A 25,969-nucleotide genomic window follows, 5' to 3' on the forward strand; every position below is an offset into this window, starting at 1 on the left:
CGTGGGCTCGGAGATGTGTATAAGAGACAGCCTCCATATTGTCCGTCGCAATTATCCTCATATCCGAATGTTGGCTGAGCGTGTCGAAACGCACGAAGATCATACACGGTGTCTTGACATGGGATATGACTGGTTTCAGGGATATTTTTATGCTAAACCGATGTTGATGAAAGGAAAGGCGGTCCCACCGCAACTACCGGTTTTGTTAAAAATGTTGAAATGGCTCGATACGGATGAAAAGTACGATGAGGTCGTTGATGAGATTGAAGCGAATCCCTATATTAGTATTCAAGTGTTACAGCTGATCAATTCTCCAGGAATGGGTTTACGCAATACCGTCAGTTCCGTTCGTCAAGCGATTTCACTGCTTGGCTTTTCGCAACTCAAAAGTTGGATTTCGTTGATTGTTTTACGTGAGATGAAGCTTGCTAGTCCTTATGAGTGGTCAAATGAGTTATTACGGTCCTCTTTACACTGTGCGAAGCTCTGTGAACTCTTTGCTACCGAAACCCGAACACTACAACCGGAGAGTGCTTACATGATTGGCTTGTTATCGCACATCGATGCGTTATTATCTGTTGATATTGACGATATCATCGATCAATTGCCACTCGAAGATTCTCTGAAGATTGTTCTACAAGGAAAGGATCATCCGTTTCGGGATTGTTTAGTGCTTGCGATTAGTGCAGATCGAGGTGATTTTGATCAGTTTGAACTGCTGAGTCAGCGTTTAAATGTATCACTTCCGCGAGCCTATGCATTACTGACGGAAAGTCAAGAGTGGCTCATGCAGCGAGAAAAACATATTCAAGAAGAGTCAGACTCGATCATATAACTAAAAAAGAGTTTGAAGACTTTTTTCTAGACATAAGACGACGTGTAATCATTCTCTTAACTGAGTAGGATTACACGTTTTTATTCGTCTCGAATCGCCTAATAGGAAGAATTTCTAAGGATTAAGGAGTAACTAAAAAATCTGAGTCCGTGAAGACCGGACTCAGATTTTTTAGTTACTTGATGTAAATTCGGTGTCTATCTTTTTGATGCAAGTCAGAAAACTCTACTTTATAGGCGCGGACCAGCTGACTTGATCGCATCCGTCGCACTCTCGAAACGAAGGAAATTGTTCTGGAATTTCTCAGCAAGCGAACGCGCTTGTGTGTCGTATTCGTCCGGATTCGACCAGACGCGTACCGGGTTGAGTAACTCACTTGGAACACCAGGAACTTCGAGCGGCATATGAAGTCCAAAGATCGGGTGTTCTTCTGTTGGAATCGTTGCAAGTGTGCCGTTAACGGCAGCGTTGACCATCGTCCGTGTATAAGATAGCTTCATGCGGCTACCTGTTCCGTAAGCACCGCCTGTCCAGCCCGTGTTGACGAGATAAACGGTAACACCATGACGATCAATCAATTCGCCGAGCATCGTCGCATACTTTTCAGGCATCAGTGGAAGGAATGGTGAACCGAAGCACGTCGAGAAGGTCGCTTCTGGTTCCGTGACCCCACGTTCTGTTCCAGCGAGTTTTGATGTATATCCTGATAGGAAGTGATACATCGCTTGTTCTTTCGTCAATTTGCTGATCGGAGGCAAGACGCCGTACGCATCAGCTGTCAAGAAGACAATCGTCTTCGGATGACCAGCGCGTGACGGAACAGCGATGTTATCGATTGCCGTAATCGGATAAGCAGCACGCGTATTTTCCGTCAACGATGTATCATCGTAATCAGGATGACGGGCTTCGTCGAGTACGACGTTCTCAAGGACGGTTCCGAAACGGATCGCGTCAAAGATTTGCGGTTCTTTTTCACGCGATAGATTGACCGTCTTCGCGTAACATCCGCCTTCGATGTTGAAGACACCATCGTGCGACCAACCATGCTCATCGTCACCGATCAATTGACGGCTATCATCGGCTGAAAGGGTGGTCTTACCAGTACCAGATAGACCGAAGAACAAGGCGACGTCGCCTTCGTGTCCGACGTTTGCCGAGCAGTGCATCGAAAGGACGTTTTCTTGTGGTAAGAGGTAGTTCATGACGGAAAAGATCGACTTTTTGATTTCTCCAGCGTATTCCGTTCCACCGATCAAGACGATTCGGTGTTCGAACGACATCGCGATGAACGTCTCGGAGTTCGTTCCGTCAACGGCAGGATCTGCTTTGAAATGTGGCGCGTAGACGACCGTGAACGGTTCGAAGGCAGCCACTTCAGGATACTCGCGTAAAAAGAGTTGTTTGGCAAACAGGTTATGCCAAGCATATTGTGTGAGCACTCGGACCGGAAGGGTGAAGTGCGTATCTGCTCCAGCAGCAGCTTCTGTGTAGTAGAGATGATCAGCTTCGTTCATGTAACGAAGAACCTTTTGCAACAATTGTTCAAATTTGTCTCCATCCATTGGTTGGTTGACATGACCCCAATCAATGTGAGACTCGCAGGAAGAATCACGGACGATGAACTTATCTTTTGGTGAACGACCTGTAAATTTCCCCGTTTCTACAGATAATGCGCCGTTCTCAGCAAGGACACCTTCTTCGTTTCGAATCGCATGTTCGACAAGTTCAGCAACAGATAGTTGTTTGAACACATGCTCTTTCTTGAGTAGTTCTTCGATATTCAGGACCGTCATCGGCATCCTGACCCCACCTTTCCCCTACGTTGGTTTTGGCTCACTGTATTTAGTATGACACATTTATTATATATGACATACTAAAGAGAGAGCAATCATTTTCTAGTGCTGATTTCTATTTATCTGGAAACGCTTTCAGCATTAACAGTTTAACATCTCTTTCAAAAAGTTTCGACTAGAATTTGAAACCTTGCTTGACAGAGTAGTTACAACTTTATATCATGTAATTCGTAACGGATACTCTTATTCTGAGCAGGTGGAGGGAACAAGGCCCGAAGAAACCCGGCAACCGTCCTACATTAATTCACATATTAATGAGGGAAAAGGTGCTCTCCTGAAGCGAAGTAAACACTTCGAACGATAAGAGGGTAAAGGAAGAACGCACAACCTTTCCCTGACCATTTTTTGGACTTGGAAAGGTTTTTTTCATTTTACCGTCCCACTCAACTAGGGGAAATGAGTACACCGTCAAATTCTTTTTTGGGAGGGTCATACATGACAAACCTTAATCGCCGACTATTCACGTCGGAGTCAGTCACTGAAGGTCATCCAGATAAAATCTGTGACCAAATTTCGGATTCAATTCTTGATGCAATCCTCGCAGCGGATCCAAACGCGCGTGTTGCGGCAGAAACTTCTGTTACAACGGGTCTCGTTCTCGTTGCAGGTGAGATCACGACATCCACTTACGTCGACATTCCAAAAGTCGTTCGTGAAACGATTCGTGAGATCGGTTATACACGCGCGAAATACGGTTTCGACGCGGACACATGTGCTGTATTGACATCAATCGATGAGCAATCAGCAGACATCGCTCTTGGTGTAGACCAAGCGCTTGAAGCACGTGAAGGTAGCATGTCTGATGCAGAAATCGATGCAATCGGTGCAGGAGACCAAGGTCTCATGTTCGGTTACGCAACGAAAGAAACACCAGAACTCATGCCACTTCCAATCTCGCTTTCACACCGTCTCGCACGCCGTTTGGCAGAAGTGCGTAAAAACGGTCAACTCGACTACCTTCGTCCGGACGGAAAAACACAAGTCACGGTCGAATACAACGAGAACAACGAGCCGGTTCGTGTCGATACGATCGTCATCTCGACACAACACGCGGAAGAAGTTACGCTTGAGCAAATTCAAGCTGACTTGAAAGAACACGTCATCACACCGGTCATCCCGGCTGAATACATCGACGCAGCAACGAAATTCTTCATCAATCCAACTGGTCGTTTCGTCATCGGCGGACCACAAGGAGATGCTGGATTGACGGGTCGTAAGATCATCGTTGATACGTATGGTGGATACGCACGCCACGGCGGTGGAGCATTTTCTGGTAAAGATCCAACAAAAGTCGACCGTTCAGCTGCATACGCAGCACGTTACGTCGCGAAGAACCTCGTTGCTGCAGGTCTTGCAGACAAAGCAGAAGTTCAACTCGCGTACGCAATCGGTGTCGCGCACCCGGTATCAATCGCGGTTGATACATTCGGTACAGGAAAACTTCCTGAAGCACAACTCGTCGAATTGGTTGCTGAAAACTTCGATCTTCGTCCGGCTGGAATCATCAACATGCTTGATCTCCGTCGTCCGATCTATCGTCAAACAGCTGCATACGGTCACTTCGGTCGTACAGATGTTGAGCTTCCATGGGAGCAAACAGATAAAGCAGCAGTTCTTGAAGAACAGGCAAAACGTTTCGCATAATCAAAAAGTCCGAGAACCCTACGCGGGTTTTCGGACTTTTTTGTTTACGTGGAACTTTGCAGGAAACGAATGTTTTTTCTAGAAGAGGGTAAAAGTACATGAGTCGATTCGTATGAATACAAAGGGGGGTTCCGATTATGGAAATACGCGAAGCTATTCCAGCCGATGCAGGACGTATTCATGACATTGCCGTCACATCCTGGTTGGATACGTACGCAGAAATCTATTCCGAGCGCTCGAAAGCGCATTTCGTGCAGGAAGCGTATCCGCAAGAGGAGGTTGTTCGTGCGATTCGGACGGCAGAAGAAGCACGGGGAGAGTATTTTTATGTCGGAATCATCGATGAGGAAATCGTCGGTTTCATTCATGCTGTTGATGTTGAGGGAACGTGGGAAATCATTCGTCTGTACGTCTTACCGAAATATCAGCAAAACGGAATCGGACGACGATTGATCCGTGAACTCGAACGACAAGGAGCCGTCCCACTCGAAGTATATGTGGAGGCACGTAACTATAAAGCGCGTCAGTTCTTGACCTCATTCGGTTTTGAAGAACTCAGTGAGATGACGGAAGAAGTCTTTGGGCAAGTAGAATCTGTCATTCGCCTTCGCCATGTCGCCTCGTGAAATCCGTCTTGGGACGGTTTTGTGTGCGTTTGAAATAAGGTATCGTAAATAGGAAGTATGAAGTGAAGAGGTGAGTTTGTGGTTGAACAACCAACAGGAATCATCGTATTAGTCTATCCGTTACAACTGCGTGCCCGTCCGAGTGAAGCTTTGATTCGGGTACTCGAACGAGAGTATGAAATATTGCTCGTCGACGCCCCACGTCGTATCTCGTTTGAAGAACATGGTCAACTGTTAAAAGAAGCATTACGTGAAGCCGGGAAACGCAAGCTACCGATTCATATCGTCGCCTGTAGCATGGGCGCACTCGTCGTCAATCGTCTGTTGCAAGAATATGAATTACCGGTAGCAAGCCTTGCATTCATTTCACCGTTGTTTGATTGGCACCCTTCGAAACAACTCGGAGGCGTCAAACAAGTCTTCGCAAGTGCGTTCGATCGTTTCCGGCCCGATGCGCCACTCGGTACGTTGCCGTTTGGTCAAAGTACGGAAGATACCGTTCGCATCGGTGAACTGACCTATGCACAGTACCGGGAAATCGAAGAAGAGATCGTCGTACATGACGAAGAACGAAAAAAACTGCCGCGTGTGAACTTGGCTTGTTTTTATGCACCGGACGATCAGTTCGCAGACGTCAAGCTGACACTTGAAGTATGCCGGAAAATGGGTGGCGATCAGATTTACTTACAACGTCTACACGGTTTTCCGCATTTTAGTTTCGAACGGTTGAACACACGGTTTGCAGAAAAATTAATGTTGTTCTTTAAGCTTGTTGAAGAATGAAATAACAAAAGTGATGCCTCTAAAAAAGGGGCATCACTTTTTTGTGCCCATCATCCGCGTACTTTTTTCTCGATCGCGATGATGAACGGGGGATGATTTTGTTGGTTCAAGAAGCGATACTGGAGAACGGCATAATCTTGCTGATCAAGGGCTGTGACGTAATCGAGGACAGCGTCACGTTCTCGTTTTCCTTCCAAGTGACCGTGATAGACGACGAGGACGACAAGACCGCCGGGAGCGAGGATCGGGAGGAGGGCATCGAGTGCTTCAAGCGTCTCTTCTCCGGTCGTCGTGATTGATTTGTCGCTTCCAGGCAGGTATCCGAGATTGAAGACACCAGCGCGGACAGGACGTTGTTCGTCCGAAAGACGGGCACCGACATGGATGTGGCTTTCATGGTAAAGGTCGACGCGTGCTAACATTCCGGCTTCGTCGAGACGTCGCGTCGACTCCTCAATGGCTTGTGCCTGGACGTCGAACGCAAGAACCCTTCCTTCTGGACCGACACGTTCTGCTAAAAACTGTGTATCATGTCCATTTCCGGCAGTCATATCGACGACGCAGTCTCCGGGCTCGATAACGGACTCGAGTAATTGTTTCGTATAAGGTAATACACGGGCAAGTGACATGGCATAGACTCCTGTTCCTATAGTCTGTTTTTCTAGTAATGGTTCAGTATGTGCAAGATTCTTTCTGCATTATATCATTTTTTGATTCGTTGACGAAAAGCGAAGTAGCTTGACAGTTAGGGGACGGATTGCGTAAAGTGGCAAGGTTGAGAATGAAATAGGAGGACCACAGGTATGCCAAAATTACCAAAAGCGGTCTGGATCCTCGTCCTTGCGATGGCCATCAATACGACGGGATCCTCTTTTTTATGGCCGTTTAATACATTATATATTCATGAATATTTAGGAGAGTCGATGACAAAAGCAGGGATGGCATTGTTCGTCAACTCTGCCTTAGCAATCGTCGGAAACTACTTAGGTGGAAAAGCGTTTGACCGTCTCGGTGGCAAGAAGACGCTTGTCATCAGTGTCATCGGACTTGTCCTGTCTTCCGTTGGCTTGTTGCTATTTCATCAGACGTACCTCGGATACGTCGCGATGCTTGGATTGATTGGATTCGTCGGTGGGATGGTTTTTCCGACGATCTACGCGATGACGGGTGTCATCTGGCCGGAAGGCGGGCGCCGTGCCTTTAATGCGATCTATGTCGCACAAAACGTCGGTGTAGCGCTCGGGACAGCAGTCAGTGGTCAAATCGCTGCCTTTTCGATTCAGTACATCTTCATCGCCAATCTCGTCCTCTACATCGCCTTTGCCATCATTTTGTTAGTCGGTTTATCCTGGATTCAGGCACCAGCGCGGATGCATGCGGCACATGACGAGATCGAAACGACACGCACACCCCTTGCGCGCGGTGCGGCACGGACGATGTTGCTCGTCTCGATCGGGTATGCCTTACTTTGGTTCGTTTATGTGCAATGGCAAGGAACCTTTGCCGTACACACGAAATCGCTCGGTGTCACGATTTCCGAGTACTCGATTCTTTGGACGATCAACGGAGCACTCATCGTGTTCGCACAACCTTTATTAACACCAATTCTCCGGTGGTTTGGAGATGACTTGAAGCGACAATTGATGACCGGTACAGGAATCTTCCTCTTGTCTTATCTGATCGTTCCGTTCGCAGGCGGCTTCAAGATGTTCCTCGTCGCGATGATCATTTTGACGATTGGTGAGATGTTCATCTGGCCAGCGGTTCCTGCTATGGCGGCGAGACTCGCGCCAATCGGAAAAGAAGGAGAGTTCCAGGGATACGTCAATATTGCCGCTTCAGCGGGACGGATGATCAGTCCGACCGTCGGAGGGTTGATCTACGATTTATCCGGTATGTCAGCGGTCTTCTTGACATTGATTGGATTGATTCTGTTAGCAGGCGTCGTATTCCTTCGTGCCATTCCTAAAATCACATCATGAGCATCATCTGTAAGACAGCGGACATTAGATTCGCTGTCTTTTTTTTACATCATTAATGCGCTAATTATAAAACAAATCATTATTAATATGGAATATTTCGGCAAAGAAACGGGTACTTTCTAATCAAGAACTTGAAAAGAAAGTTCATGTGAACGTTGCTTCTTTTTGACTGGAGGTGCACGAATGGAAAGGTGTCAATTCATCACAGATGCCGCAACTTGGACGACACACGTACAGCAACAGCCTCTTGATATCTTCTACAGTCACCAATACGTCACGCTTAACGCTAGACCGTCTGAGCAAGCGGTGTTATTCCGTTATGAAGGTCATGCGGGAACACTGTTCTATCCCTTTTTAAAGCGTCGGATTTTTGATACGCCTTATTCAGATCTCATCACGCCGTATGGCTACGGCGGACCGGAAATCGTCGGTCGCTTAACCGCAACTGAAATGCAGCATGCACGTCTATCGTTTGAAAGGTGGGCGGAGCAAGAATCGGTCGTCTCGGAAATGATTCGCTTTAATCCGTTGACGGGCAATGAACGACTCATGCGTAACTGGACGGAAGCTTCTTTCATCCGTCATACGACGAGCATTGATTTGCGCCCCTCACTAGAAGAAATCATGCAGACGTTCCATAAGAAAACGAGAAGTATGATTCGTAAATCGCTCGCTTCACCGTTAACCGTTAGAACAGGAACACGAGACGATTTATCTGTTTTTTTGGCGTTGTATCATGAAACGATGGACCGGAAGAATGCTTCGGCTCATTACTATTTTACGGCGAGTTATTTTGAGCAATTATTTGAAGCGAATCCACTCTGTGAGCCATTGTTACTGATTGCGGAAATCGACGGAAAACCTGTTGGTGGATACTTCGTATTGCTCGGAAAAGAATATGCCCACGGTCATTTGATTGGTTGTAAGCGGGACGAAGCGAAGATGTTCCCAAATCAACGACTTGAGTACGAAGCGATTCTTCAGGCGAAAGCACGCGGTCTCGTCGAACAACATCTCGGAGGTGGATATCAAGAACGGGATAGTCTCTTTGAGAGTAAATGCCGTTACACCGGGTACCGTTTATTTGAGTATCATCAAGGAAAATCGATTCTTCAACCAGCCATATACGATCAGTTGTGTATACGATACGGGTCAGATGCTAATTCGGATTATTTTCCGGCTTACCGACAAACCAGTGTCCAAATGGCGACAAGTTAAACAGTAACTAAATGAAGAAGGTGAAACGACTACATCGTGTAGTCGTTTTTTTGATATGCTGAAATCATGATAGATCAATTGAGGGGGATGTGTCTTGAAAAAACGAGGTCTTATTTTTGATATGGATGGGGTCATCTTAGATAGTGAAATCCGCTACTTTGAGGTCCACCAGCAGATGTTCAAAACGTTATCGATTCCGCTCGATCCGGTTCAGTATGCGACATTCATGGGGAAAACAGGAGATGAGATGTGGGAAGAACTTGTCGCGCAACACGAGCTCCCAGAAACAGCGAGTGCTTTACTTGAGGAAGAACATCGCTTGTTTCAAATTCATGCAAAACCAGAGGCGTGTGGTTTAAAAGAGGGAGTCAAACAAGTCATCGAACAAGCGACGTCTCTTGGTTACGATATCGGGATCGCTTCTTCGAGTTCGCTTCAAAAAATCGAACGCGTCATCCGTCATTACGAGCTTCCAATCACGCATTACGTCAGTGGGGAAGAAGTCGTGCGTTCGAAGCCGGATCCTGCGATTTTTCGACTTGCGGCATCACGAATCGGGCACGCACCTGAGAATTGTCTCGTCATTGAAGACGCTGCAAACGGGATGATCGGCGCAAAAGCAGCAGGTATGGAAGTGATTGCGCTTCTTGATGACCGGATGCCAGCGCAACGCTTAGAACAAGCAGATCATATTGCGCGATCGCATGCGGAAATCGAGGAAATTTTACGGAAGCGTTGACGCTTGAGGAAGAAACAGATTACACTAGGAAAAGATAGTCAAATGCATGGAACTGAAGTAGTAGGGGAAAGGTGCCGTCAAGAGAGCTGGTGGAAGGTGCGAACCAGTCGGTAACAACCGTGAACTCGTCAGGGAGCACGATTCGTGAAGTCGTAGTAGCGAATCCGGTCCTTCACACCGTTATCTGTGAATCAAGCGGTCTGTCATAGACAGACAACGTGGGTGGTACCGCGGAAGCCAAACCGGTCTTTCGTCCCTATTCCTAGGGGCGGAGGACCGGTTTTTTTTAGATTAGAGGAGGAAAAGACATGCCGTACAATCATCGCGAAATTGAACCAAAATGGCAGGCGCGTTGGGATCAAGACAACGCCTTCGTCACGACAGAAGATCCAGAAAAAGAAGGGTTTTATGCCCTTGATATGTTCCCGTATCCGTCAGGTGCCGGACTCCACGTTGGACACCCGGAAGGCTACACAGCAACGGACATCCTCGCACGGATGAAACGGATGCAAGGATACAACGTCTTGCACCCAATGGGTTGGGATGCATTCGGGTTACCAGCAGAACAATACGCCCTCGATACAGGGAATGACCCACGTGAATTCACAGCGAAAAACATCGAGACGTTCAAGCGTCAGTTGAAAGAACTTGGATTCTCCTATGACTGGGATCGTGAAATCAACACGACGGATCCGAAGTACTACAAATGGACACAGTGGATCTTTACGAAGTTGTATGAAAAAGGACTTGCGTTCGTGGACGAAGTCGCGGTCAACTGGTGCCCGGCACTTGGAACCGTTCTTGCGAATGAAGAAGTCATCGACGGATTATCTGAACGCGGAAATCATCCGGTCGTGCGTGTTCCGATGCGTCAGTGGGTCTTGAAAATCACGGAATATGCGGATCGTCTTCTTGAAGATCTCGATGACCTCGATTGGCCGGATTCTGTTAAAGAGATGCAACGGAACTGGATCGGGAAATCAGAAGGTGCTGAGATCGATTTCACGATTGATGGACATAAAAAACAAGTTACGGTCTTTACGACACGTCCGGACACAATCTTTGGTGCGACGTACCTCGTGCTTGCGCCGGAGCATCCATTCGTAGCTGACATCACGACAGCGGATCACAAGGAAGCCGTCGATACGTACATTTCGCAAGTCCAAACGAAGTCAGACCTCGAACGGACGGATTTAGCGAAGGAAAAAACAGGCGTCTTCACGGGTGCTTTCGCCGTCAATCCAATCTCAGGTGATCGTCTTCCGATCTGGATCGCTGATTATGTCCTTGCTTCTTATGGAACGGGTGCAATCATGGCAGTTCCAGGACACGATGAGCGCGACCATGAATTCGCGAAACAATTCGACTTGCCAATCGTTGAGGTCGTCGCGGGTGGAAACGTCGATGAAGCAGCCTATACAGGAGAGGGCGAACACGTCAACTCGCATATGCTTGATGGTCTTGGAAAACAAGAAGCAATCGAGACGATGATTGCTGAACTCGAAACGAATCAAGTCGGACGCAAGAAAATCACGTATCGTCTCCGCGACTGGTTGTTCAGTCGTCAACGGTATTGGGGTGAGCCAATCCCAGTCGTTCATATGGAAGATGGTTCGATGAAGACGCTTAGCCAAGAGGAATTACCGCTCGAACTTCCAATCATTCCGGAGATCAAGCCGTCTGGTACAGGCGAATCACCACTTGCGCTTGCGGAAGACTGGTTGGATTATACGGATCCTGAAACAGGAATGAAAGGGCGTCGCGAGACGAATACGATGCCACAATGGGGCGGAAGCTGCTGGTATTATCTTCGTTTCATCGATCCGCACAATGAAGAGGCGATCGCGGATCCAGAAAAATTAAAATACTGGCTTCCAGTCGATATTTACATCGGTGGTGCGGAACACGCCGTTCTCCACTTATTGTATGCACGCTTCTGGCATAAAGTCTTGTATGATGCAGGCGTCGTGCCAACAAAAGAACCATTCCAGAAGTTATACAACCAAGGGATGATTCTTGGAGAGAACAACGAGAAAATGTCGAAATCACGCGGTAACGTCATCAATCCGGATGAAATCGTTAAATCGCATGGTGCGGATACGTTACGCTTGTATGAAATGTTCATGGGTCCACTCGATGCATCAGTTGCCTGGTCTGAGAACGGACTTGACGGTGCGCGTCGTTTCCTCGATCGTGTCTGGCGCTTGTTCGAACGGACAGCAGACATTCAAGATGTCACAGAAGTCGATGCTGACTTCGAACGGACATACCACCAGACGGTCAAGAAGGTTACGGAAGACTTCGCGAACATCCAGTTCAACACCGGAATTTCGCAACTCATGGTCTTCGTCAACGAAGCAAACAAACAGCCGGTGCTTCCGCGTCACTTCCTTCGTGGGTTCATCCAATTGTTAACACCAGTTGCACCGCACCTTGGTGAGGAACTCTGGGAACAACTTGGATTTGAAGAGACATTGACGTATGCGGCATGGCCAACATTCGATGAATCGAAACTCGTCAGCGATACGATGGAATTCGTCATTCAAGTGAACGGAAAAGTTCGCTCGAAAATCGAAATCAACATCGACGCGACAAAAGAAGAAATCGAGGCACTTGCCTTTGCCGACGAAAAGACACAAGAATGGATCGGCGACAAGACGGTTCGAAAAGTCATCGTCGTACCGAAAAAATTAATCAACATCGTAGCAAATTAAGCCATAGCCCCTTTCATTCGTTTGACGCGAATGGAGGGGGTTTCTTCATTTCCGTCGCAAGTCCGCTTTTTTTTTGAACGTCCTTCTGCTACACTGAATCAGAAACCGAGAAAGAAAGGCGATTACCATCAATGAAACGATCTTATATAGTCTATACAACGATTTTTGCCGTCGTTTCGGGTTTGATTCTTTGTGTACTGCTCGTCTTCTCAAAACCAGAGACGATGTCGCGTATTCAGGAAACGTTCGCGAAAATCGAGACGCAATCGAAGCATCAGGCAGCTGTCAAACAGGTGCCGACGAAAACGCCTTCAGCTATTCCGAATCCGGAAGAACCATTAATTAAGAATGTCCAGCAGATGTTATATGATGATTCCATCGGGTCGTACCTCGTCGTCACAGACGATTATCGTTTCTTTGAAATTAGTGGAACAGGTGAGAGGATCAATGCCTCCTTCCAATTAGAAGAAGGGAAATTACTTCTTTCTGGCCTCGATGGCATGACACTCGTTGACGGAGAGACCGTCGCTTTATTGACATCGAATCAGATTCTCGTGACAATCACGCGAAAAGATGGTGTCTGGAGCGAAGAAAAACGTGAAAAAGTACAGGGGACGACGATTCGAGACAGTTTCCATGGGCTTGGATATGATGCGAAGAAAAAGGAATTCTATACGATCAATCATATCCGTGCAATCGGACGTGTGGAATTGACTCGTTTCGCCATGAAAGAGGATAAAATTAAGATTGATCCAGATGCGTCGGAAAAGAAAAAACGGGCTTTAAAGAAAAAGCAAAAGCCGCCGTATTTATCGATCGTAGAACGAAGTAAAATTGAACCGGCGAATGGGATGCGAAGTGATGCGAAGAAAGTATTCGAATCCGACTTCCGACCAATTGGTCTTGCGGAACGACAAGGACGCATCTACACACTTGATTCAGAAGCACTCTATCTCTATTCGATTGATCAGAAAGATCAGACGATCACGGGAGAGACGGCAAGTCCAAAGGTCTATGGTTCAAAAGGGATTTTCGTACAGGATAATGAATTGTTTGCCTTAGTCGAGACAGATAAGTTTTCGAGCCGATCGTTCACACCGATTGACTGATGCATAAAAAGAAAAGACCCGATTCTTCTGATTAACACAGACGAATCGGGTCTTGTTCATATTAAGAGACAGTGTCACGTGCCATTTCTGCAGCGTGGCTACCGGCGCAATGACCCGTCACGAACGCGGCTGTAATGTTGTATCCACCCGTATAGCCGTGAATATCAAGAATTTCACCAGCGAAGAATAACCGTTCGGCTTTTTTTGACATCATTGTTTTTGGATCAATCTCTTTGATCGAGACGCCGCCACCCGTGACGAAGGCTTTATCGAAATCGAGCGTTCCCGTTGCTCTGAGTGGGAATCGTTTCAATTGTTGGAGGAAGTCCGTCCAGTCTTGTTTCTTCACTTGTGTACAGACTTCATCGCCAAAGCCGATTCGAGCGAATAGGAGTTCAAGCAACCGTTCTGGTACGAAACCACGAAGAGCATTGCGGACTGTTTTCTTCGGATTTGCGGCAATGGCTGCTTGGAAACGTTCCGTTAAGGCACCGAGGGATTCGTCCGGGAAGAGATCAATCGATAGATGAACGATCGTTTCTTTCGAACGTTTGCGTTCTTTGATCGTATATTGGCTACACCGTAAAGCAATCGGACCACTTAAACCGAAGTGTGTGAACAGTAGATCACCTGTATGTGTCTTGATCGCCTTATCTTTTTTACCGTGGACCGTTAGAGCGACGTCACGCAGCGACAGCCCTTGTAATGTTTTTTCGTGAATGAACGTATCACCTAACAGAATCGGAACTTCCGTTGGGAAGAGTTCCGTGATCGTGTGACCCGCTTTTTCAGCCCACGGATAGCCGTCACCCGTTGAACCGGTATGCGGAACAGATTGACCACCGACCGCGACGATACAACTTTTCGCTTCAAGACGCATGCCATTCTCTAATATGACAGCTGCAAAAGAACCATCCGGATGGAAATCGAGCGTAGCGACTTGCGCATCCGTTTGAATCTCGGCACCATGCGCGCGGATTTGATCGATCAATACACGAACGACATCCGCTGCCTTATCTGAGACAGGGAACATCCGACCGTTGTCCTCTTCTTTAAGTGCGACGCCAAATCCTTCGAAGAGTTCGATGATCGATTCATTGTTGAATTGAGAGAAGGCGCTATATAAGAAACGTCCGTTTCCCGGGATCGACTGGACGAGCTCGTCGAGTGGTTTTCGATTCGTGACGTTACAGCGTCCGCCGCCAGAGATTGCGAGCTTCCTTCCTAATTTATTCCCTTTATCGAGCAGGAGTGTTCGAGCTCCAGCTTGTAAGGAGGCGAGCGTTGCCATCAAGCCGCTCGGTCCGCCCCCGATTACGATTACATCGTACATATGGTCACCTCATTCATAGAATTCTGCTTGTTTCACTTTAGCAGAAGTTGCGACTGTAAACAAACCGTCTCTTTCAATTCCAGAAAGACAGCGGTATAATGATTTGCAATTGTGTACGAGAGAACTTGTATAATGAGACAGTCATGATTAGAGTGTCGAGTTTAAAAATTAGAAAGCGTGAGGGATGTTACCATGTCCACAGTCAACAATAAACAGTCCACTTCTCCCGGTAATGCGGGATTCGTTCGTGGGACGATGCTCCTATCCGGTGCGTCACTGATTTCCCGCGCACTAGGTTTGATCTACCTCTTTCCATTCCAGTTCATGGTCGGTGCTACAGGTATCATGTTTTATACGTATGCCTACAACTATTACACGATCATGATTGGTGTCGCGACAGCGGGAATTCCCGTTGCCGTCTCAAAATTCGTCGCCAAGTATAATGCGCTTGGGGAATACGATACGAGTGAGCGATTGTATCGATCGGGTTTGAAAATCATGTCCTTGACCGGCGTTGTTTCTTTTCTCGCCTTATTCTTCCTCGCTCCGTATTTAGCCCACCGAGCGATTCCGGGTGGGGACGTCGATTCAGCGGCATACGTCGATGCCGTCACGATGACGATTCGAGGAGTCAGTTTTGCTTTACTCTTGATTCCGCCGATGAGTATGACGCGTGGATACTTCCAAGGATATCAATCGATGGGACCGACCGCGATTTCACAAATCTTAGAACAAATCGTCCGAATCATTTTCTTGCTCGCAGGAGTCAGCATCGCCATCTATCTCTTTGATTCTGGGGTAGCATGGGCAGCGACGATTGCAACATTCAGCGCATTTATTGGAGCAATCGGAAGTATAGTCGTTCTGATTTACTATTTCCGTAAACGTGCGAGTGGATTACGAGAACTCCGTGCAACTCAAACCGTCCGTTCGCCGGATCGCCCGTTAACGGATTTGTACAAAGAGTTGTTAGCCTATGCGATTCCAATCGTCATGGTAGGCGTTTCGACGCCGCTTTATCAAGTCATCGACCAGAATACGATGAATGCAGCATTACAAAGTATCGGTTATACACTCGAAGCTGCTGGAAATGCAACGGCCTATCTGATTGCGGATAGTCATAAAATCGTTCTGATTCCAGTATCTGTTGCGACTGGATTATCGCTGTCTGCGACGCCACTGTTGACAGCGTCATTCACACAGGGAGATATGCGGAAAGTACGGGCTCAAATCTCGCAGATTTATCAACTCGTCTTCTTTATTACGATTCCGGCAGTCGTCGGGATGATTCTCCTCAGTGAAGAAACGTTCCATGTGCTCTTCCCGAAAGATCAGGCAGCATGGGTCTATCTCTTAAGTTATGCGCCAAGTGCGTTGTTCCTCGCCTTGTATTCGGTCACAGCGGCAGTCCTACAAGGAATCAACCGGCAATACTTCACGATTGTTGCGACGATTGCCGGACTACTTGCGAAGTATCTCTTGAATGCACCGTTGATTCATTTAACAGGTGACGGGACAGGTGCCGGTTATGCAACGATCATCGGTTACCTTGTTGCGACGGGATTGATGTTCTTCCGAATCACACAAACAGTGAAGTTTCCATTCAGTACCGTCTTGCGCCGGACATCGTTAATTCTAATCATTAGTGCGTTGATGGGGGCGGTTGTCGCGCTCGTGAAGTGGGGAATGGTGTCCTTCTTACCAGAGACGACATGGGCATCTCTGTTGATCCTGATCATCGGTGCGGTAGTTGGAATCGTGATTTTCGCTGGACTTTCGATTTGGAGTGGTTTAGCAGAGGTCATATTAGGGCGTAAATTTTCATTGAAACGAGGACGAAATCATGCGTCTAGATAAATTGTTATCCAACATGGGGGCAGGCTCCCGAAAAGAAGTAAAACTTTTGCTCAAGGCAGGGGCAATTCAAGTCGATGGTGAGATCGTTCGTGATCCGAAACAACATGTCGATGTCGAGTCACAACAGGTTCTGATGTACGGCGAACCGGTCACGTATCAAAAATACATCTACTTGATGATGAATAAACCACCGGGTGTCATTAGTGCGACGGAGGATAAACGAGATGAGACCGTCATCGATCTGTTGTTTGAAGACGTGACGTATTTCAAACCGTTTCCGGTCGGACGACTTGATAAGGATACAGAAGGTTTGTTGTTACTGACAAACGATGGAGCGTTCAATCATGCCTTGATGTCTCCGAAAAAACACGTTGAAAAAACGTATTACGCGGAAGTGACAGGTGTATTGACGCAAGAAGACGTCGAGGCAATTGCGGCAGGCGTCACCTTAGAAGACGGTTATCAGGCAAAGCCAGGAAAACTCGTCATCTTATCGACGACAGAAACAGATTCAACGCTTGAATTGACGATCACGGAAGGGAAGTTCCATCAAGTCAAACGGATGATGCTTGCCCTAGGTAAAGAGGTCACGTTCTTGAAACGGCGCTCGATTGGTCGTTTAGAGCTTGATTCGGCACTTGCACTCGGGGACTACCGTGAACTGACACAAGAGGAATTGTCGTTATTTGATTGGCAACCTGAATAAGCAAAGCAAAAAGGCGGTGGAATGAATGTACATTCCATCGCCTTTTATTGTGGGATTTAATTATTGATTACGTAGTGCTTCTGCGATCGGATAAGGACCGCTGAGTACTTCGAATACACGAGATTGTGTCGGATGATCAATCAAGTGAACGAACAGCGCTGCCACATCGTCACGAGACACCTTACGATCTTCGTATGAATCAAAATGCTCTTTCGTTTCAACAGTACCTGTTGGGTCATCGTAGCTGAGCGGACCAGGACGGACGATTGTATAGTTGAGTCCACTTTCTTTGAGGTGAGCGTCTGCTGCTGCTTTCGATTCAAGATACACTTTTAGTTCGCCTTTCGGTTCTTCCGTACCGACTGAACTGAGCATCAGGAAACGATCGATCCCGTTGGCTTTTGCTGCATCGATGACTTTGATCGCACCTTCCTGATCGACGGCGCGTGTCAATTCGTCCGATGCGCCACCAGCACCCGCTGCAAAGATGACGACGTCCGCGTTACTGATGACGCCACTGACATCCTTCGTCAAATCCCCAAGTCTGACTTCAGATGCGCCGAGTGCAATCAAATCGTTGATTTGATTTTCTTCCCGTACGACCGCGATCGCTTGGTGATCTTCTTGTTTAGCGATCAATTCGACCATCTTGCGTCCTGTCGTTCCGTTTGCTCCAATGATTAAAATATTCATTCTCATCATCTCCTTCTCCCAATAGCTATACCCTACGTTTTAAAAAAGATAACAAAAAAAGACGCGAAGAATCGCGTCATCGAAAGATATACATAGTGAAACAGTGGATCAACCCGCTTGCTTTTGTTTCTTACTCGACGTCCATGTACCGCGTCGAGGGCTCACAATGAGATTGTTGTATTCAAGCACGTTCAAATCCCGCTGGACGGTCCTTGAAGTGATGCCAAACTCTTCAACCAACTCTGCTGTCGTAGTAGCTCCGTTCTCTTGGATGTAGAGATAGATCGATTTAATCCGGGTCAACATACGGTCTGTAGAATCTTTCATTGGTATAACCACTCCCCCAATGGATAGAATAGTGTTCTAAAGCTTCGGGTGACAAAAGACAATGCAATATCCAGTTGTTTCGCCTTTAGTATAACGTTTTGATATTAAAATGCAAGTAATTTAACCGAACGTTTTCATAAAAAATATATTCAAATGGTTTGTAAAGTCGATAATTTAGGTTTTATTTTATATTAATGTTCGTCATTTCAATAAATAAAAAAGAAAACAGAATTTGGATGTTCGTATCTGAACGAATATTCGCTATACTAGGAAGGTGTATAGGAAACGAATCCAAAACCCGTAATGAAGGAGCGAAATCAGATGGTGAATTGGAAAGAGGAAGTACTCGCACGTCGCGAGGACTTATTAGAAGATTTAAAAGAATTATTACGGATTCCGAGTGTACTCGACGAATCCACGATCGAAGAGGGCGCGCCGTTTGGTCATGAAGTCAAACGTGCCCTCGATTGGATGCTCGCGACAGGGGAACGCGATGGGTTCACGACAAAAAATGTCGATGGGTATGCAGGACATTTGGAATATGGTCAAGGGGAAGAGTTACTCGGTATTCTTTGTCACTTAGACGTCGTACCAGCTGGTGGCGATCACTGGACATACGGTCCATTCAACCCGACGCTTGTAGATGGAAAACTGTATGCACGTGGAGCAATCGATGATAAAGGACCGACGATGGCAGCTTATTACGCTTTGAAAATCGTCAAAGAACTTGGCTTACCACTCTCGAAGCGCATCCGTCTGATTGCAGGAGGGGATGAGGAGAGTGAATGGCGTTGTGTCAATCATTACTTCAAACATGAAGAGATGCCCACACTTGGTTTTGCACCAGATGCCGACTTCCCGATCATCAATGCGGAAAAAGGACTCTATGATGGGTTATTGATTCAAGGGAAACCAGCGCAAGCATCTGATACAGGCTACCATCTCGTTCGTTTTGAAGGTGGCGAACGTCCGAACATGGTTCCAGGTCATGCCCAAGCGCTTCTTCGTGTCGTCGAAGTAGGAACGCTTGAGACGGATTTCCATGCTTATCTTGAAGAACAAGGTTTGACGGGAACAGTCAAGCAAGAAACGGAAGGTCTCATACTTGATGTCAATGGTGTCGCAGCCCATGCGATGGAGCCGGACAATGGTAAAAATGCTGCTTTACATTTGGCACGTTTCCTCAATACGCTTCACTTGGATTATAACGGTCGTCGTTACATTCAACTCGTGACGCATATGTTCCGGGATTCTCGCGGTGTAGCGATGGGTGTCGCTGCTTCAGACGAGACAGGTGACTTAACGATCAATGGCGGTGTATTCCGTTACGCCGAAGAGCAAGGAACGGCATCAATCAATATCCGTTACCCGTATACAGCAGACTTCACGGAACGTTTGCAAATCATCAAGGAAGCCGCGGCAGGATATGGTTTTGAATTGCAGACGCGGACGCACATGACACCGCACCATGTTGATCCAAACCATGAATTGATCAAGACGCTAAGTGCCGTCTATGAGCGCCATACGAACCAATCAGCTGATCTGATAGCAATTGGTGGCGGCACATATGCGCGTTCATTGACGGCGGGAGTTGCTTTTGGTCCAGTCTTCCCGGGTGGTCCTGAAGTTGCTCACCAAGTCGATGAATATGTTGATTTTGATGAACTATTGCTTGCTGTCGCAATCTATGCAGAAGCGATTTATGAGCTCGCAAAATAATGATTGATGATCCCCGCATCGTAAAGATGGGGGGATTGCTTCTTGAAAGGAAGTTCCGTGTGAAAAATCGTCAAACCTATCATTTCCAAGCCTTATATTTCTTTATTTTCTTTGGACAAGGAGCACTCATTCCGTATCTCGCGCTTTATTTCTCAAACGACGCGTTCGGACTGTCGGCTTCAGAGATTGGAACAATCGTTGCGATTGGACCGATTCACTCCATTTTCCTACAACCTGTTTGGGGAATCGCGGCGGACCGACTCGGAAAACCGAAACGACTCTTGCTCGTCGCGATGCTTGCTGCCGGTATTTTTACACTCAGTTACTTACTGACGTCTGCTTATCTACTTTTATTATTGATTTCTTGCGTTTGGGCGTTGTTCCAGTGCGCGCATATTCCGCTCGTGGATACATTAGCGATCGAGTACACGCGAAAGCGTAAAGTGGATTACGGCGCTTTACGTCTTTTCGGCTCAGCAGGGTTCGCTTTAGCTGTTTTCATTCTTGGGCAAATCACTGAGGGTGGCGGACTAAATCTGATTTTTTATGCAACCGGTGCAGCATGGGTTCTCGGTTTCCTTGTGCTGATCGGTATTGAAGAGACGGGCAGCGTGCATGTTTCACATCAGCAACCCGTACCGTTAAAACAGCTCTTTTCGAATCGACGCTTCCTGTTGTTCCTAGCAGGGGGGAGTTTGATCTTCGGACCCATCTTCGCCAACAATTATTACTTTGGCAGTTACGTCACGATTCGTGACGAGACGACGGCACTCGTCGGAACATTATTCTTCGTCGCCGTTCTGTGCGAAATTCCGTTCATGCGCATCGCCTCGCGTCTGTTATTACGATTCGGAGCGATTCCGGTTCTTGTATTCGTTTCCTTGTTGTCGGCTGCGCGGACGGCGATGATTGCTTTAGAACTTCCAATCGTCATGCTGTGGGTATTATCTGCTATGCAAGGAATGATCGTTGGTCTGTTGATCCCTGTCGCCTTAGATTATGTGCGAACTCTCGTTCCAGAGACGATGGTCGCAACAGCCGTCAGTACATATATGGCGACGACGACGGGACTCGCGACAGCGTTGTTTAATCTGATGAGTGGTTTTGTACTCGAGGAGAGTACAATCTATACCGTCTTTTGGGTATATACAAGTAGTAGTATCCTAGGCGCGATTCTGTATGGTATCAGTGGTCGTATGAAGGAGTGAGCGCGACGATGAGACAAGAACGACACTTTTTCATTGCTTTGCCGATCCCTTCTAAAGATTTGGCAAATCTTGCTGAACGGTTATCGCTACCTGAGTACTTTCGTAACGTCTATACGTTAGAAGAGTATCATCTAACACTTCGTTTTTTCGGTCCATTGGAGGAAAAAGAACAGCAGTCGTGGAAACAGCAGTTACAGCAGATCGCGCGTACGATGGAACCGTTCGTGCTACGATTCGATCGTTTGATCACGTTCGGTCGGGATGAACGACCACGCGTCGTAGGATTTGGAACGGAATCGGAAGAATTGTTTCAATTAGTGGAACAGATTGATCCGAATTCGACCAGACCATTCGTTCCGCATGTCACGATCGCGAAAAAGTGGCGCGCTGAGGCAGCCGAATGGAAGACGAGTCCGATCCGATCAATAGAGTGGACTGTTCGTGAACTCGTTCTATTTGAAGTACGACCAGAGGTTTCACCGCGATATGAGCCGGTTTATCGGATTCATCTAGGTGAAGAGGAATGAGGTGATCCCCATCGCAATTTTGATGAAACTATATGACTTAGATAGTCGATTTGAAAAAAATCCGCTAGAGATGACGAAACGATTTGTTGAACACCAGGCACTTGATTATACGAACGTTTATCGCAAATGGGAGACAGGAGAATTGTTTCCAGGGGAGACGCTTATCCGTCCGAAGAAGTGGTGGCAAGTGATGAAAAAAAGTGAAGTCATTCAACTTCCGGGTAAACAATTATCTCGAAGAGCGTTTGATAAATGGTACAAAAAACGTCTCGAGTTACAAAAACTCTTGAACGTCGCTGGCGGAGCAGGGGAGGAGGACATTTGGCGGATTCCATTAAAACGTCATTTAGACTTTTATCAGATGTTGCATCTACTAAATGAACAATATGCGATGTTTTATCGGGCGGTCATTCACTATCAAGTCGGAGAAGTCGAGTTGAGTCCATTTGTCGTCGGTCCGTCCGCGATCTATATCATGGAATGGCTCGATGGTGAAGAGAGTATTTATCATATTCGACGAGATAAGTTGTGGCGGGAACAACCGTTCAAAGCATCTGTGAAACAGATTTTGAACCCGAATATCAGTTTAAAACGAACGGAAGACATTTTGCATACGATTCTTGGACGAGATTACGATTTACCGATCGAACGGGTCATCTTAGCTCCAAGTGGTTATTTTGATAAGATTCCAAAAGAAACGACGACGACGTATGTCAATAAAGTGGATTTTCCTAAATGGTTGAATCGTATGAATGGGAATGCGACTCATACAAAAGCTGCTCAAATGCGTGTGTGTGAAAAAATCCTAAAGGAAACCGTATCGATTCCGTTTCAAATGGCGATCCAAAGTGAGGAACAGTCACGCATTCAAGAGTAAGGGAGGGAGCGACGGCATTGTCGTTGCGAAAGAGATGACAAACCAAGAAGTAGCGATACCAGTGATCCGGGCGGAGTTCTCATCGTTCCAAAGCATCCGAGTCGAGGTCGAAGGCAATCCGTCAATCCACTGGTCGCTTGAATGTGATGGACAATCACTTGCGATCCAGCAAGTCGAAACACACCGTGAGGAACAACTGGTGATTTATGAATTGACGGTTCTGGAACCGGTCGAGCTCGAATGCCGATATGAGGTGTTCGGAGCAGGGAGGTCGATTCGCGTCGTTCCTGACCGGTTAGTCCGGACGGAAGCGTTCGAGCGCAAGTACCGTTACGAAGGGAAGCTCGGTGTCTGGGAAGAAAAGGGTACATTTCACTTTGCTGTTTGGTCACCGGTCGCAGAACGGATCATGTGTGTCGTGTACGATCAAGATGAACGGTTGCTCGGAAAGTACGAAATGGAGCGACACGAGCAAGGTGCTTATCATCTTCAACTGGAACAAGATATCGCAGAGTGCTGGTATCGGTATGAAGTGACGACATACCTTGGCACACAAGAGGTCGTTGATCCGTACGCTAGTGCGATATCGGAGAATGGTCGATACGGTGTCATCGTTGACGTCGAACGGACGATGACCAAGTGGTTCCCGAAGCGTGTCGCGCGTCCTCTGTTCGTCAAACCGTCAGACGCTGTCATCTACGAAGCGAATATCCGTGATTTCACGATCGATCACTCAGCTGGTTCAAGTTATCCGGGTCAATACACAGGGATGACGGAACGAGGAACGCGCTCTCCTCGAGGTCATGCGACGGGACTTGATTATCTCCTGGATCTCGGGATCACCCATCTGCAATTGCTACCAGTCCACTTTTTTGAGACGACCGATGAACGGACGCGGTCTCCATATAACTGGGGATACGACCCAATGCTTTGGTTCGGGCTAGCTGGGAGTTATGCGAGTTCGGTTGAACCACTCGTTCGCGTCAGAGAATACGCGGAAATGGTAGAGCGACTCCATGAAGCAGGCATTCGTGTCACATTCGATGTCGTCATGAATCACGTCTTCATTCGAGAACGCTCCTCTCTCGAACAGCTTGTCCCTGGTTATTATTTCCGCTACGAAGTAGACGGAACACTATCGAACGGAACAGGTGTCGGAAATGATACCGCATCTGAGCGATTCATGATGCGCCGTCTGATCGTTGACTGTTTGACGTACTTTGCTCGAGTCTACCGGATTGATGCCTTTCGATTTGATTTGATGGGGATTCATGATATTGAGACGATGAATGATGTTCGTGCGGCGCTCGATGCGATTGATCCAACGATTCTGGTGTATGGAGAAGGGTGGGATCTCGCGACAGCGTTACCGGAACGATTAAAGGCGATGAGTGCCTCCGCTGCGCAAATGCCGCGGATCGCCCATTTTAATGATGTGTTCCGTGACGCGTTAAAAGGATCGACGTTCAGTGAATTCGACCGAGGTTTCGTTGCGGGAGATGGCTGGAAGGAAGGGGAGGTCCGAAACGGGATTGCGGGAAGTGTCCATATCGACAATCAAACGTACGGACGTTTTCCGGAACCTACCTATTCCATCAATTACGTCGAGGCGCACGACAATCATACGTTATACGATAAATTAAAGTTATCTTGTCCAGAGGCAGATGAACAGCAATTATTGCGGATGAGTCGCCTAGCTCAGACGATTGCCTTGTTTGCGCAAGGGATTCCGTTTCTTCACGCAGGTCAAGAATTCTTACGCACGAAACAAGGTGTTGAAAACAGCTATAACGCACCAGACGAGATCAATCGAATGGACTGGGAACGGCGGGATGATCATCTGTCCCTTGTCACATACATCAGGACGATTTTGCAGATTCGTAGAATGCATGGCGGATTCCGGTTGCACCGAGCGAATCAGATTCGCGAGTTGCTTCATTTCATCGACTTACGTCCGGGTGTCATTGCTTATGAACTTGGAGCGGTCCACTCGTATGATGCATGGCAACGCACGCTCATCGTTTACAATACGACGCGCGAAATCGTTGAAGTCTCACTTGATCATTCGCGCTGGAATGTGCATGTACAAGGGGATGAGGCCTCGGTCGACCCGCTTCTGAAAGGTGTCGACAGGATTCAGGTCCTTCCGTTGTCAACGACGATCGCAACGTGTTAAGATAAGCATTGTGCCTTAGGCAAATCTACTAAAAAAGTTGAGCGGATTATAATGGAATTAGATATTTTAGATGCGCTTGGTGAAGGCTGGACCCTTACGCCAGCAGGTGGAATCACAGGAGAAGCGTACATCGCTTCAACCGGACAATCGAAGTTGTTTTTAAAACGAAATTCATCGCCGTTTTTGGCGATTTTATCCGCAGACGGAATCGTTCCGAAGTTATTATGGACGAAACGGATTTATAGTGGGGACGTCATCAGCGCCCAACAGTTCATTGAAGGCGACGAGTTAGAGCCCGAAATGATGGAACGTCCTGAAGTAGCACGTTTGCTTGGGAAAATCCATGATTCGAAGGAATTACTGTTCATGCTACAACAGCTTGACCAGCGCCCGATCGAACCTGATGAGTTATTGCGACAATGTCGTTTGTACTTTCAACCGGATGATTTAGAGGATCCGGAGCTCGTGGAACATGCGATGGTTTACCTCGAACAAAATCTGGAGCAGGTAAGAACGGATGAGCAGGTCGTTTGTCATTCAGATTTGAACCACAATAACTGGTTGACGGGAGCAGACGGTCAACTCTATCTGAACGATTGGGATGATGCGATTATTGCTGACCGTGCGTACGATCTTGGAATGATGTTATATAGTTATGTCGACGAAGCGGCTTGGCCAGAATGGTTCGAACATTATGGACATCCTTTGACGAGTGATCTGAAACAACGGATGCACTGGTATGTCGTAGCGCAAGCAGTATTGTCACTCTACTGGTATGAAGATACGCGTCATCCGGATGTCGACGACAGTTATCATTTTCTTGAACAGCTACTTGAATACTCAAACGACTAAAAAGCGTGTCATTCCGAAAGGGAACGACACGCTTTTTTGCTTAACCTTCAGCGATTTTAATTTCTTTTTCAATATCATGACTTTCGAGATCTGCCGATCGATAAGCCGCTGTCGTCGGTAGACGTAAATCAAGTTGCGGCTTTTCTTCGAATGTGACGGTGACGTTCTTAACCTGTCTCTTATACACATCT

The 25,969-nt window shown here is 47.1% G+C and carries 22 protein-coding genes, 1 riboswitch and 1 other annotated feature; of the genes, 17 read left to right on the top strand and 5 right to left on the bottom strand.

The window, feature by feature from the left end; all coding sequences use genetic code 11:
• On the top strand, positions 1-835 hold an 835-nt coding region (locus tag F8N00_RS04375), incomplete at its 5' end, for an EAL and HDOD domain-containing protein (protein ID WP_421017849.1).
• A gap of 230 nt (positions 836-1,065) precedes the next feature.
• On the opposite strand, the gene pckA is transcribed toward F8N00_RS04375, so the two are convergent.
• The gene (gene pckA / locus F8N00_RS04380; RefSeq protein ID WP_023469109.1) at positions 1,066-2,634 is read right to left on the bottom strand and encodes a phosphoenolpyruvate carboxykinase (ATP); all 1,569 of its coding nucleotides are present in this window, start codon (positions 2,632-2,634) and stop codon (positions 1,066-1,068) included.
• A 234-nt stretch (positions 2,635-2,868) separates the two neighbouring features.
• Positions 2,869-2,995: riboswitch (SAM riboswitch) on the top strand.
• Between the two features lie 128 nt (positions 2,996-3,123).
• Between pckA and metK the strand changes: the two genes are divergently transcribed.
• The 3 genes from metK (at position 3,124) to F8N00_RS04395 (ending at position 5,741) form a co-directional block, all read left to right on the top strand.
• Positions 3,124-4,332: a methionine adenosyltransferase gene (gene metK, locus F8N00_RS04385; protein WP_023469108.1), complete on the top strand. Its 1,209-nt coding sequence runs from the start codon at positions 3,124-3,126 to the stop codon at positions 4,330-4,332.
• A 137-nt stretch (positions 4,333-4,469) separates the two neighbouring features.
• A complete protein-coding gene (locus F8N00_RS04390; RefSeq protein WP_023469107.1) occupies positions 4,470-4,958 on the top strand; it encodes a GNAT family N-acetyltransferase in 489 nt (162 codons plus the stop codon).
• Positions 4,959-5,036: 78 nt separating this feature from the next.
• Complete coding sequence (locus F8N00_RS04395; RefSeq protein WP_075643132.1) at positions 5,037-5,741, top strand: serine aminopeptidase domain-containing protein; 705 nt, start codon at positions 5,037-5,039, stop codon at positions 5,739-5,741.
• Positions 5,742-5,791: 50 nt separating this feature from the next.
• Here the strand turns inward: F8N00_RS04395 and F8N00_RS04400 are convergent, their stop codons facing one another.
• Entirely contained in the window at positions 5,792-6,391 is a 600-nt protein-coding gene (locus F8N00_RS04400; RefSeq protein ID WP_421017852.1) for a class I SAM-dependent methyltransferase, read from the bottom strand.
• Between the two features lie 153 nt (positions 6,392-6,544).
• On the opposite strand from F8N00_RS04400, the gene F8N00_RS04405 reads away from it, so the two are divergent.
• The 5 genes from F8N00_RS04405 (at position 6,545) to F8N00_RS04425 (ending at position 13,503) form a co-directional block, all read left to right on the top strand.
• Positions 6,545-7,723, top strand: coding sequence for an MDR family MFS transporter (locus F8N00_RS04405; RefSeq protein ID WP_058713882.1), 1,179 nt, complete (start codon positions 6,545-6,547; stop codon positions 7,721-7,723).
• Between the two features lie 183 nt (positions 7,724-7,906).
• Positions 7,907-8,941 (top strand): peptidoglycan bridge formation glycyltransferase FemA/FemB family protein, encoded by a 1,035-nt coding sequence (locus F8N00_RS04410; RefSeq protein ID WP_058713883.1) that lies wholly within the window; start codon positions 7,907-7,909, stop codon positions 8,939-8,941.
• A 94-nt stretch (positions 8,942-9,035) separates the two neighbouring features.
• Positions 9,036-9,680 (top strand): HAD family hydrolase, encoded by a 645-nt coding sequence (locus tag F8N00_RS04415; RefSeq protein ID WP_035396464.1) that lies wholly within the window; start codon positions 9,036-9,038, stop codon positions 9,678-9,680.
• Between the two features lie 38 nt (positions 9,681-9,718).
• Positions 9,719-9,941 (top strand) — a binding site (T-box leader).
• A gap of 47 nt (positions 9,942-9,988) precedes the next feature.
• Positions 9,989-12,394, top strand: coding sequence for a leucine--tRNA ligase (leuS, locus tag F8N00_RS04420; RefSeq protein ID WP_029342384.1), 2,406 nt, complete (start codon positions 9,989-9,991; stop codon positions 12,392-12,394).
• A 131-nt stretch (positions 12,395-12,525) separates the two neighbouring features.
• Positions 12,526-13,503, top strand: a complete 978-nt coding sequence (locus F8N00_RS04425; RefSeq protein WP_023469100.1) for a hypothetical protein — start codon at positions 12,526-12,528, stop codon at positions 13,501-13,503.
• Positions 13,504-13,564: 61 nt separating this feature from the next.
• On the opposite strand, the gene F8N00_RS04430 is transcribed toward F8N00_RS04425, so the two are convergent.
• Complete coding sequence (locus F8N00_RS04430; protein WP_058713884.1) at positions 13,565-14,836, bottom strand: NAD(P)/FAD-dependent oxidoreductase; 1,272 nt, start codon at positions 14,834-14,836, stop codon at positions 13,565-13,567.
• Between the two features lie 192 nt (positions 14,837-15,028).
• Here F8N00_RS04430 and F8N00_RS04435 point away from each other — a divergent pair, with 192 nt between their 5' ends.
• Together F8N00_RS04435 and F8N00_RS04440 are read left to right on the top strand one after the other, a co-directional pair.
• A complete protein-coding gene (locus F8N00_RS04435; RefSeq protein WP_058264703.1) occupies positions 15,029-16,693 on the top strand; it encodes a putative polysaccharide biosynthesis protein in 1,665 nt (554 codons plus the stop codon).
• On the top strand, positions 16,680-17,399 hold the full coding sequence (locus F8N00_RS04440) for a pseudouridine synthase (protein WP_023469097.1): 720 nt from the start codon (positions 16,680-16,682) through the stop codon (positions 17,397-17,399). The genes F8N00_RS04435 and F8N00_RS04440 overlap by 14 nt, the downstream gene beginning before the upstream one ends.
• Positions 17,400-17,459: 60 nt before the next feature.
• Here F8N00_RS04440 and F8N00_RS04445 read toward each other — a convergent pair whose 3' ends face one another.
• Complete coding sequence (locus F8N00_RS04445) at positions 17,460-18,092, bottom strand: SDR family oxidoreductase (protein ID WP_421017850.1); 633 nt, start codon at positions 18,090-18,092, stop codon at positions 17,460-17,462.
• A 108-nt stretch (positions 18,093-18,200) separates the two neighbouring features.
• Positions 18,201-18,419: a DeoR family transcriptional regulator gene (locus F8N00_RS04450; RefSeq protein ID WP_023469095.1), complete on the bottom strand. Its 219-nt coding sequence runs from the start codon at positions 18,417-18,419 to the stop codon at positions 18,201-18,203.
• A gap of 321 nt (positions 18,420-18,740) precedes the next feature.
• Here F8N00_RS04450 and pepV point away from each other — a divergent pair, with 321 nt between their 5' ends.
• Genes pepV through F8N00_RS04480 form a run of 6 tightly spaced genes read left to right on the top strand, consistent with a single transcriptional unit; the run spans position 18,741 to position 25,778 of the window.
• On the top strand, positions 18,741-20,138 hold the full coding sequence (gene pepV, locus F8N00_RS04455; protein ID WP_023469094.1) for a dipeptidase PepV: 1,398 nt from the start codon (positions 18,741-18,743) through the stop codon (positions 20,136-20,138).
• Between the two features lie 59 nt (positions 20,139-20,197).
• A complete protein-coding gene (locus tag F8N00_RS04460) occupies positions 20,198-21,346 on the top strand; it encodes an MFS transporter (RefSeq protein ID WP_421017851.1) in 1,149 nt (382 codons plus the stop codon).
• An 8-nt stretch (positions 21,347-21,354) separates the two neighbouring features.
• On the top strand, positions 21,355-21,873 hold the full coding sequence (gene thpR / locus F8N00_RS04465) for an RNA 2',3'-cyclic phosphodiesterase (protein WP_035396473.1): 519 nt from the start codon (positions 21,355-21,357) through the stop codon (positions 21,871-21,873).
• A gap of 1 nt (position 21,874) precedes the next feature.
• Positions 21,875-22,750 (top strand): hypothetical protein, encoded by an 876-nt coding sequence (locus F8N00_RS04470; protein ID WP_235515936.1) that lies wholly within the window; start codon positions 21,875-21,877, stop codon positions 22,748-22,750.
• 34 nt (positions 22,751-22,784) lie between these two features.
• The gene (pulA, locus tag F8N00_RS04475) at positions 22,785-24,926 is read left to right on the top strand and encodes a type I pullulanase (RefSeq protein WP_174316776.1); all 2,142 of its coding nucleotides are present in this window, start codon (positions 22,785-22,787) and stop codon (positions 24,924-24,926) included.
• A 51-nt stretch (positions 24,927-24,977) separates the two neighbouring features.
• Positions 24,978-25,778, top strand: a complete 801-nt coding sequence (locus F8N00_RS04480) for a phosphotransferase family protein (RefSeq protein WP_023469090.1) — start codon at positions 24,978-24,980, stop codon at positions 25,776-25,778.
• Positions 25,779-25,969 lie beyond the last annotated feature (191 nt).

The sequence above is a fragment of the Exiguobacterium sp. A1_3_1 genome (assembly GCF_048985645.1).
Lineage (GTDB): Bacteria > Bacillota > Bacilli > Exiguobacteriales > Exiguobacteriaceae > Exiguobacterium_A > Exiguobacterium_A indicum.

Excerpts from the sequence above, each read along its gene's own strand:
- pckA (WP_023469109.1), bottom strand. The coding sequence starts at position 2,634 with ATGCCGATGACGGTCCTGAATATCGAAGAACTACTCAAGAAAGAGCAT.
- metK (WP_023469108.1), top strand. The coding sequence starts at position 3,124 with ATGACAAACCTTAATCGCCGACTATTCACGTCGGAGTCAGTCACTGAA.
- F8N00_RS04390 (WP_023469107.1), top strand. The coding sequence starts at position 4,470 with ATGGAAATACGCGAAGCTATTCCAGCCGATGCAGGACGTATTCATGAC.
- F8N00_RS04405 (WP_058713882.1), top strand. The coding sequence starts at position 6,545 with ATGCCAAAATTACCAAAAGCGGTCTGGATCCTCGTCCTTGCGATGGCC.
- F8N00_RS04410 (WP_058713883.1), top strand. The coding sequence starts at position 7,907 with ATGGAAAGGTGTCAATTCATCACAGATGCCGCAACTTGGACGACACAC.
- leuS (WP_029342384.1), top strand. The coding sequence starts at position 9,989 with ATGCCGTACAATCATCGCGAAATTGAACCAAAATGGCAGGCGCGTTGG.
- F8N00_RS04425 (WP_023469100.1), top strand. The coding sequence starts at position 12,526 with ATGAAACGATCTTATATAGTCTATACAACGATTTTTGCCGTCGTTTCG.
- F8N00_RS04430 (WP_058713884.1), bottom strand. The coding sequence starts at position 14,836 with ATGTACGATGTAATCGTAATCGGGGGCGGACCGAGCGGCTTGATGGCA.
- F8N00_RS04435 (WP_058264703.1), top strand. The coding sequence starts at position 15,029 with ATGTCCACAGTCAACAATAAACAGTCCACTTCTCCCGGTAATGCGGGA.
- F8N00_RS04440 (WP_023469097.1), top strand. The coding sequence starts at position 16,680 with ATGCGTCTAGATAAATTGTTATCCAACATGGGGGCAGGCTCCCGAAAA.
- F8N00_RS04445 (WP_421017850.1), bottom strand. The coding sequence starts at position 18,092 with ATGAATATTTTAATCATTGGAGCAAACGGAACGACAGGACGCAAGATG.
- F8N00_RS04450 (WP_023469095.1), bottom strand. The coding sequence starts at position 18,419 with ATGAAAGATTCTACAGACCGTATGTTGACCCGGATTAAATCGATCTAT.
- pepV (WP_023469094.1), top strand. The coding sequence starts at position 18,741 with ATGGTGAATTGGAAAGAGGAAGTACTCGCACGTCGCGAGGACTTATTA.
- thpR (WP_035396473.1), top strand. The coding sequence starts at position 21,355 with ATGAGACAAGAACGACACTTTTTCATTGCTTTGCCGATCCCTTCTAAA.
- pulA (WP_174316776.1), top strand. The coding sequence starts at position 22,785 with ATGACAAACCAAGAAGTAGCGATACCAGTGATCCGGGCGGAGTTCTCA.
- F8N00_RS04480 (WP_023469090.1), top strand. The coding sequence starts at position 24,978 with ATGGAATTAGATATTTTAGATGCGCTTGGTGAAGGCTGGACCCTTACG.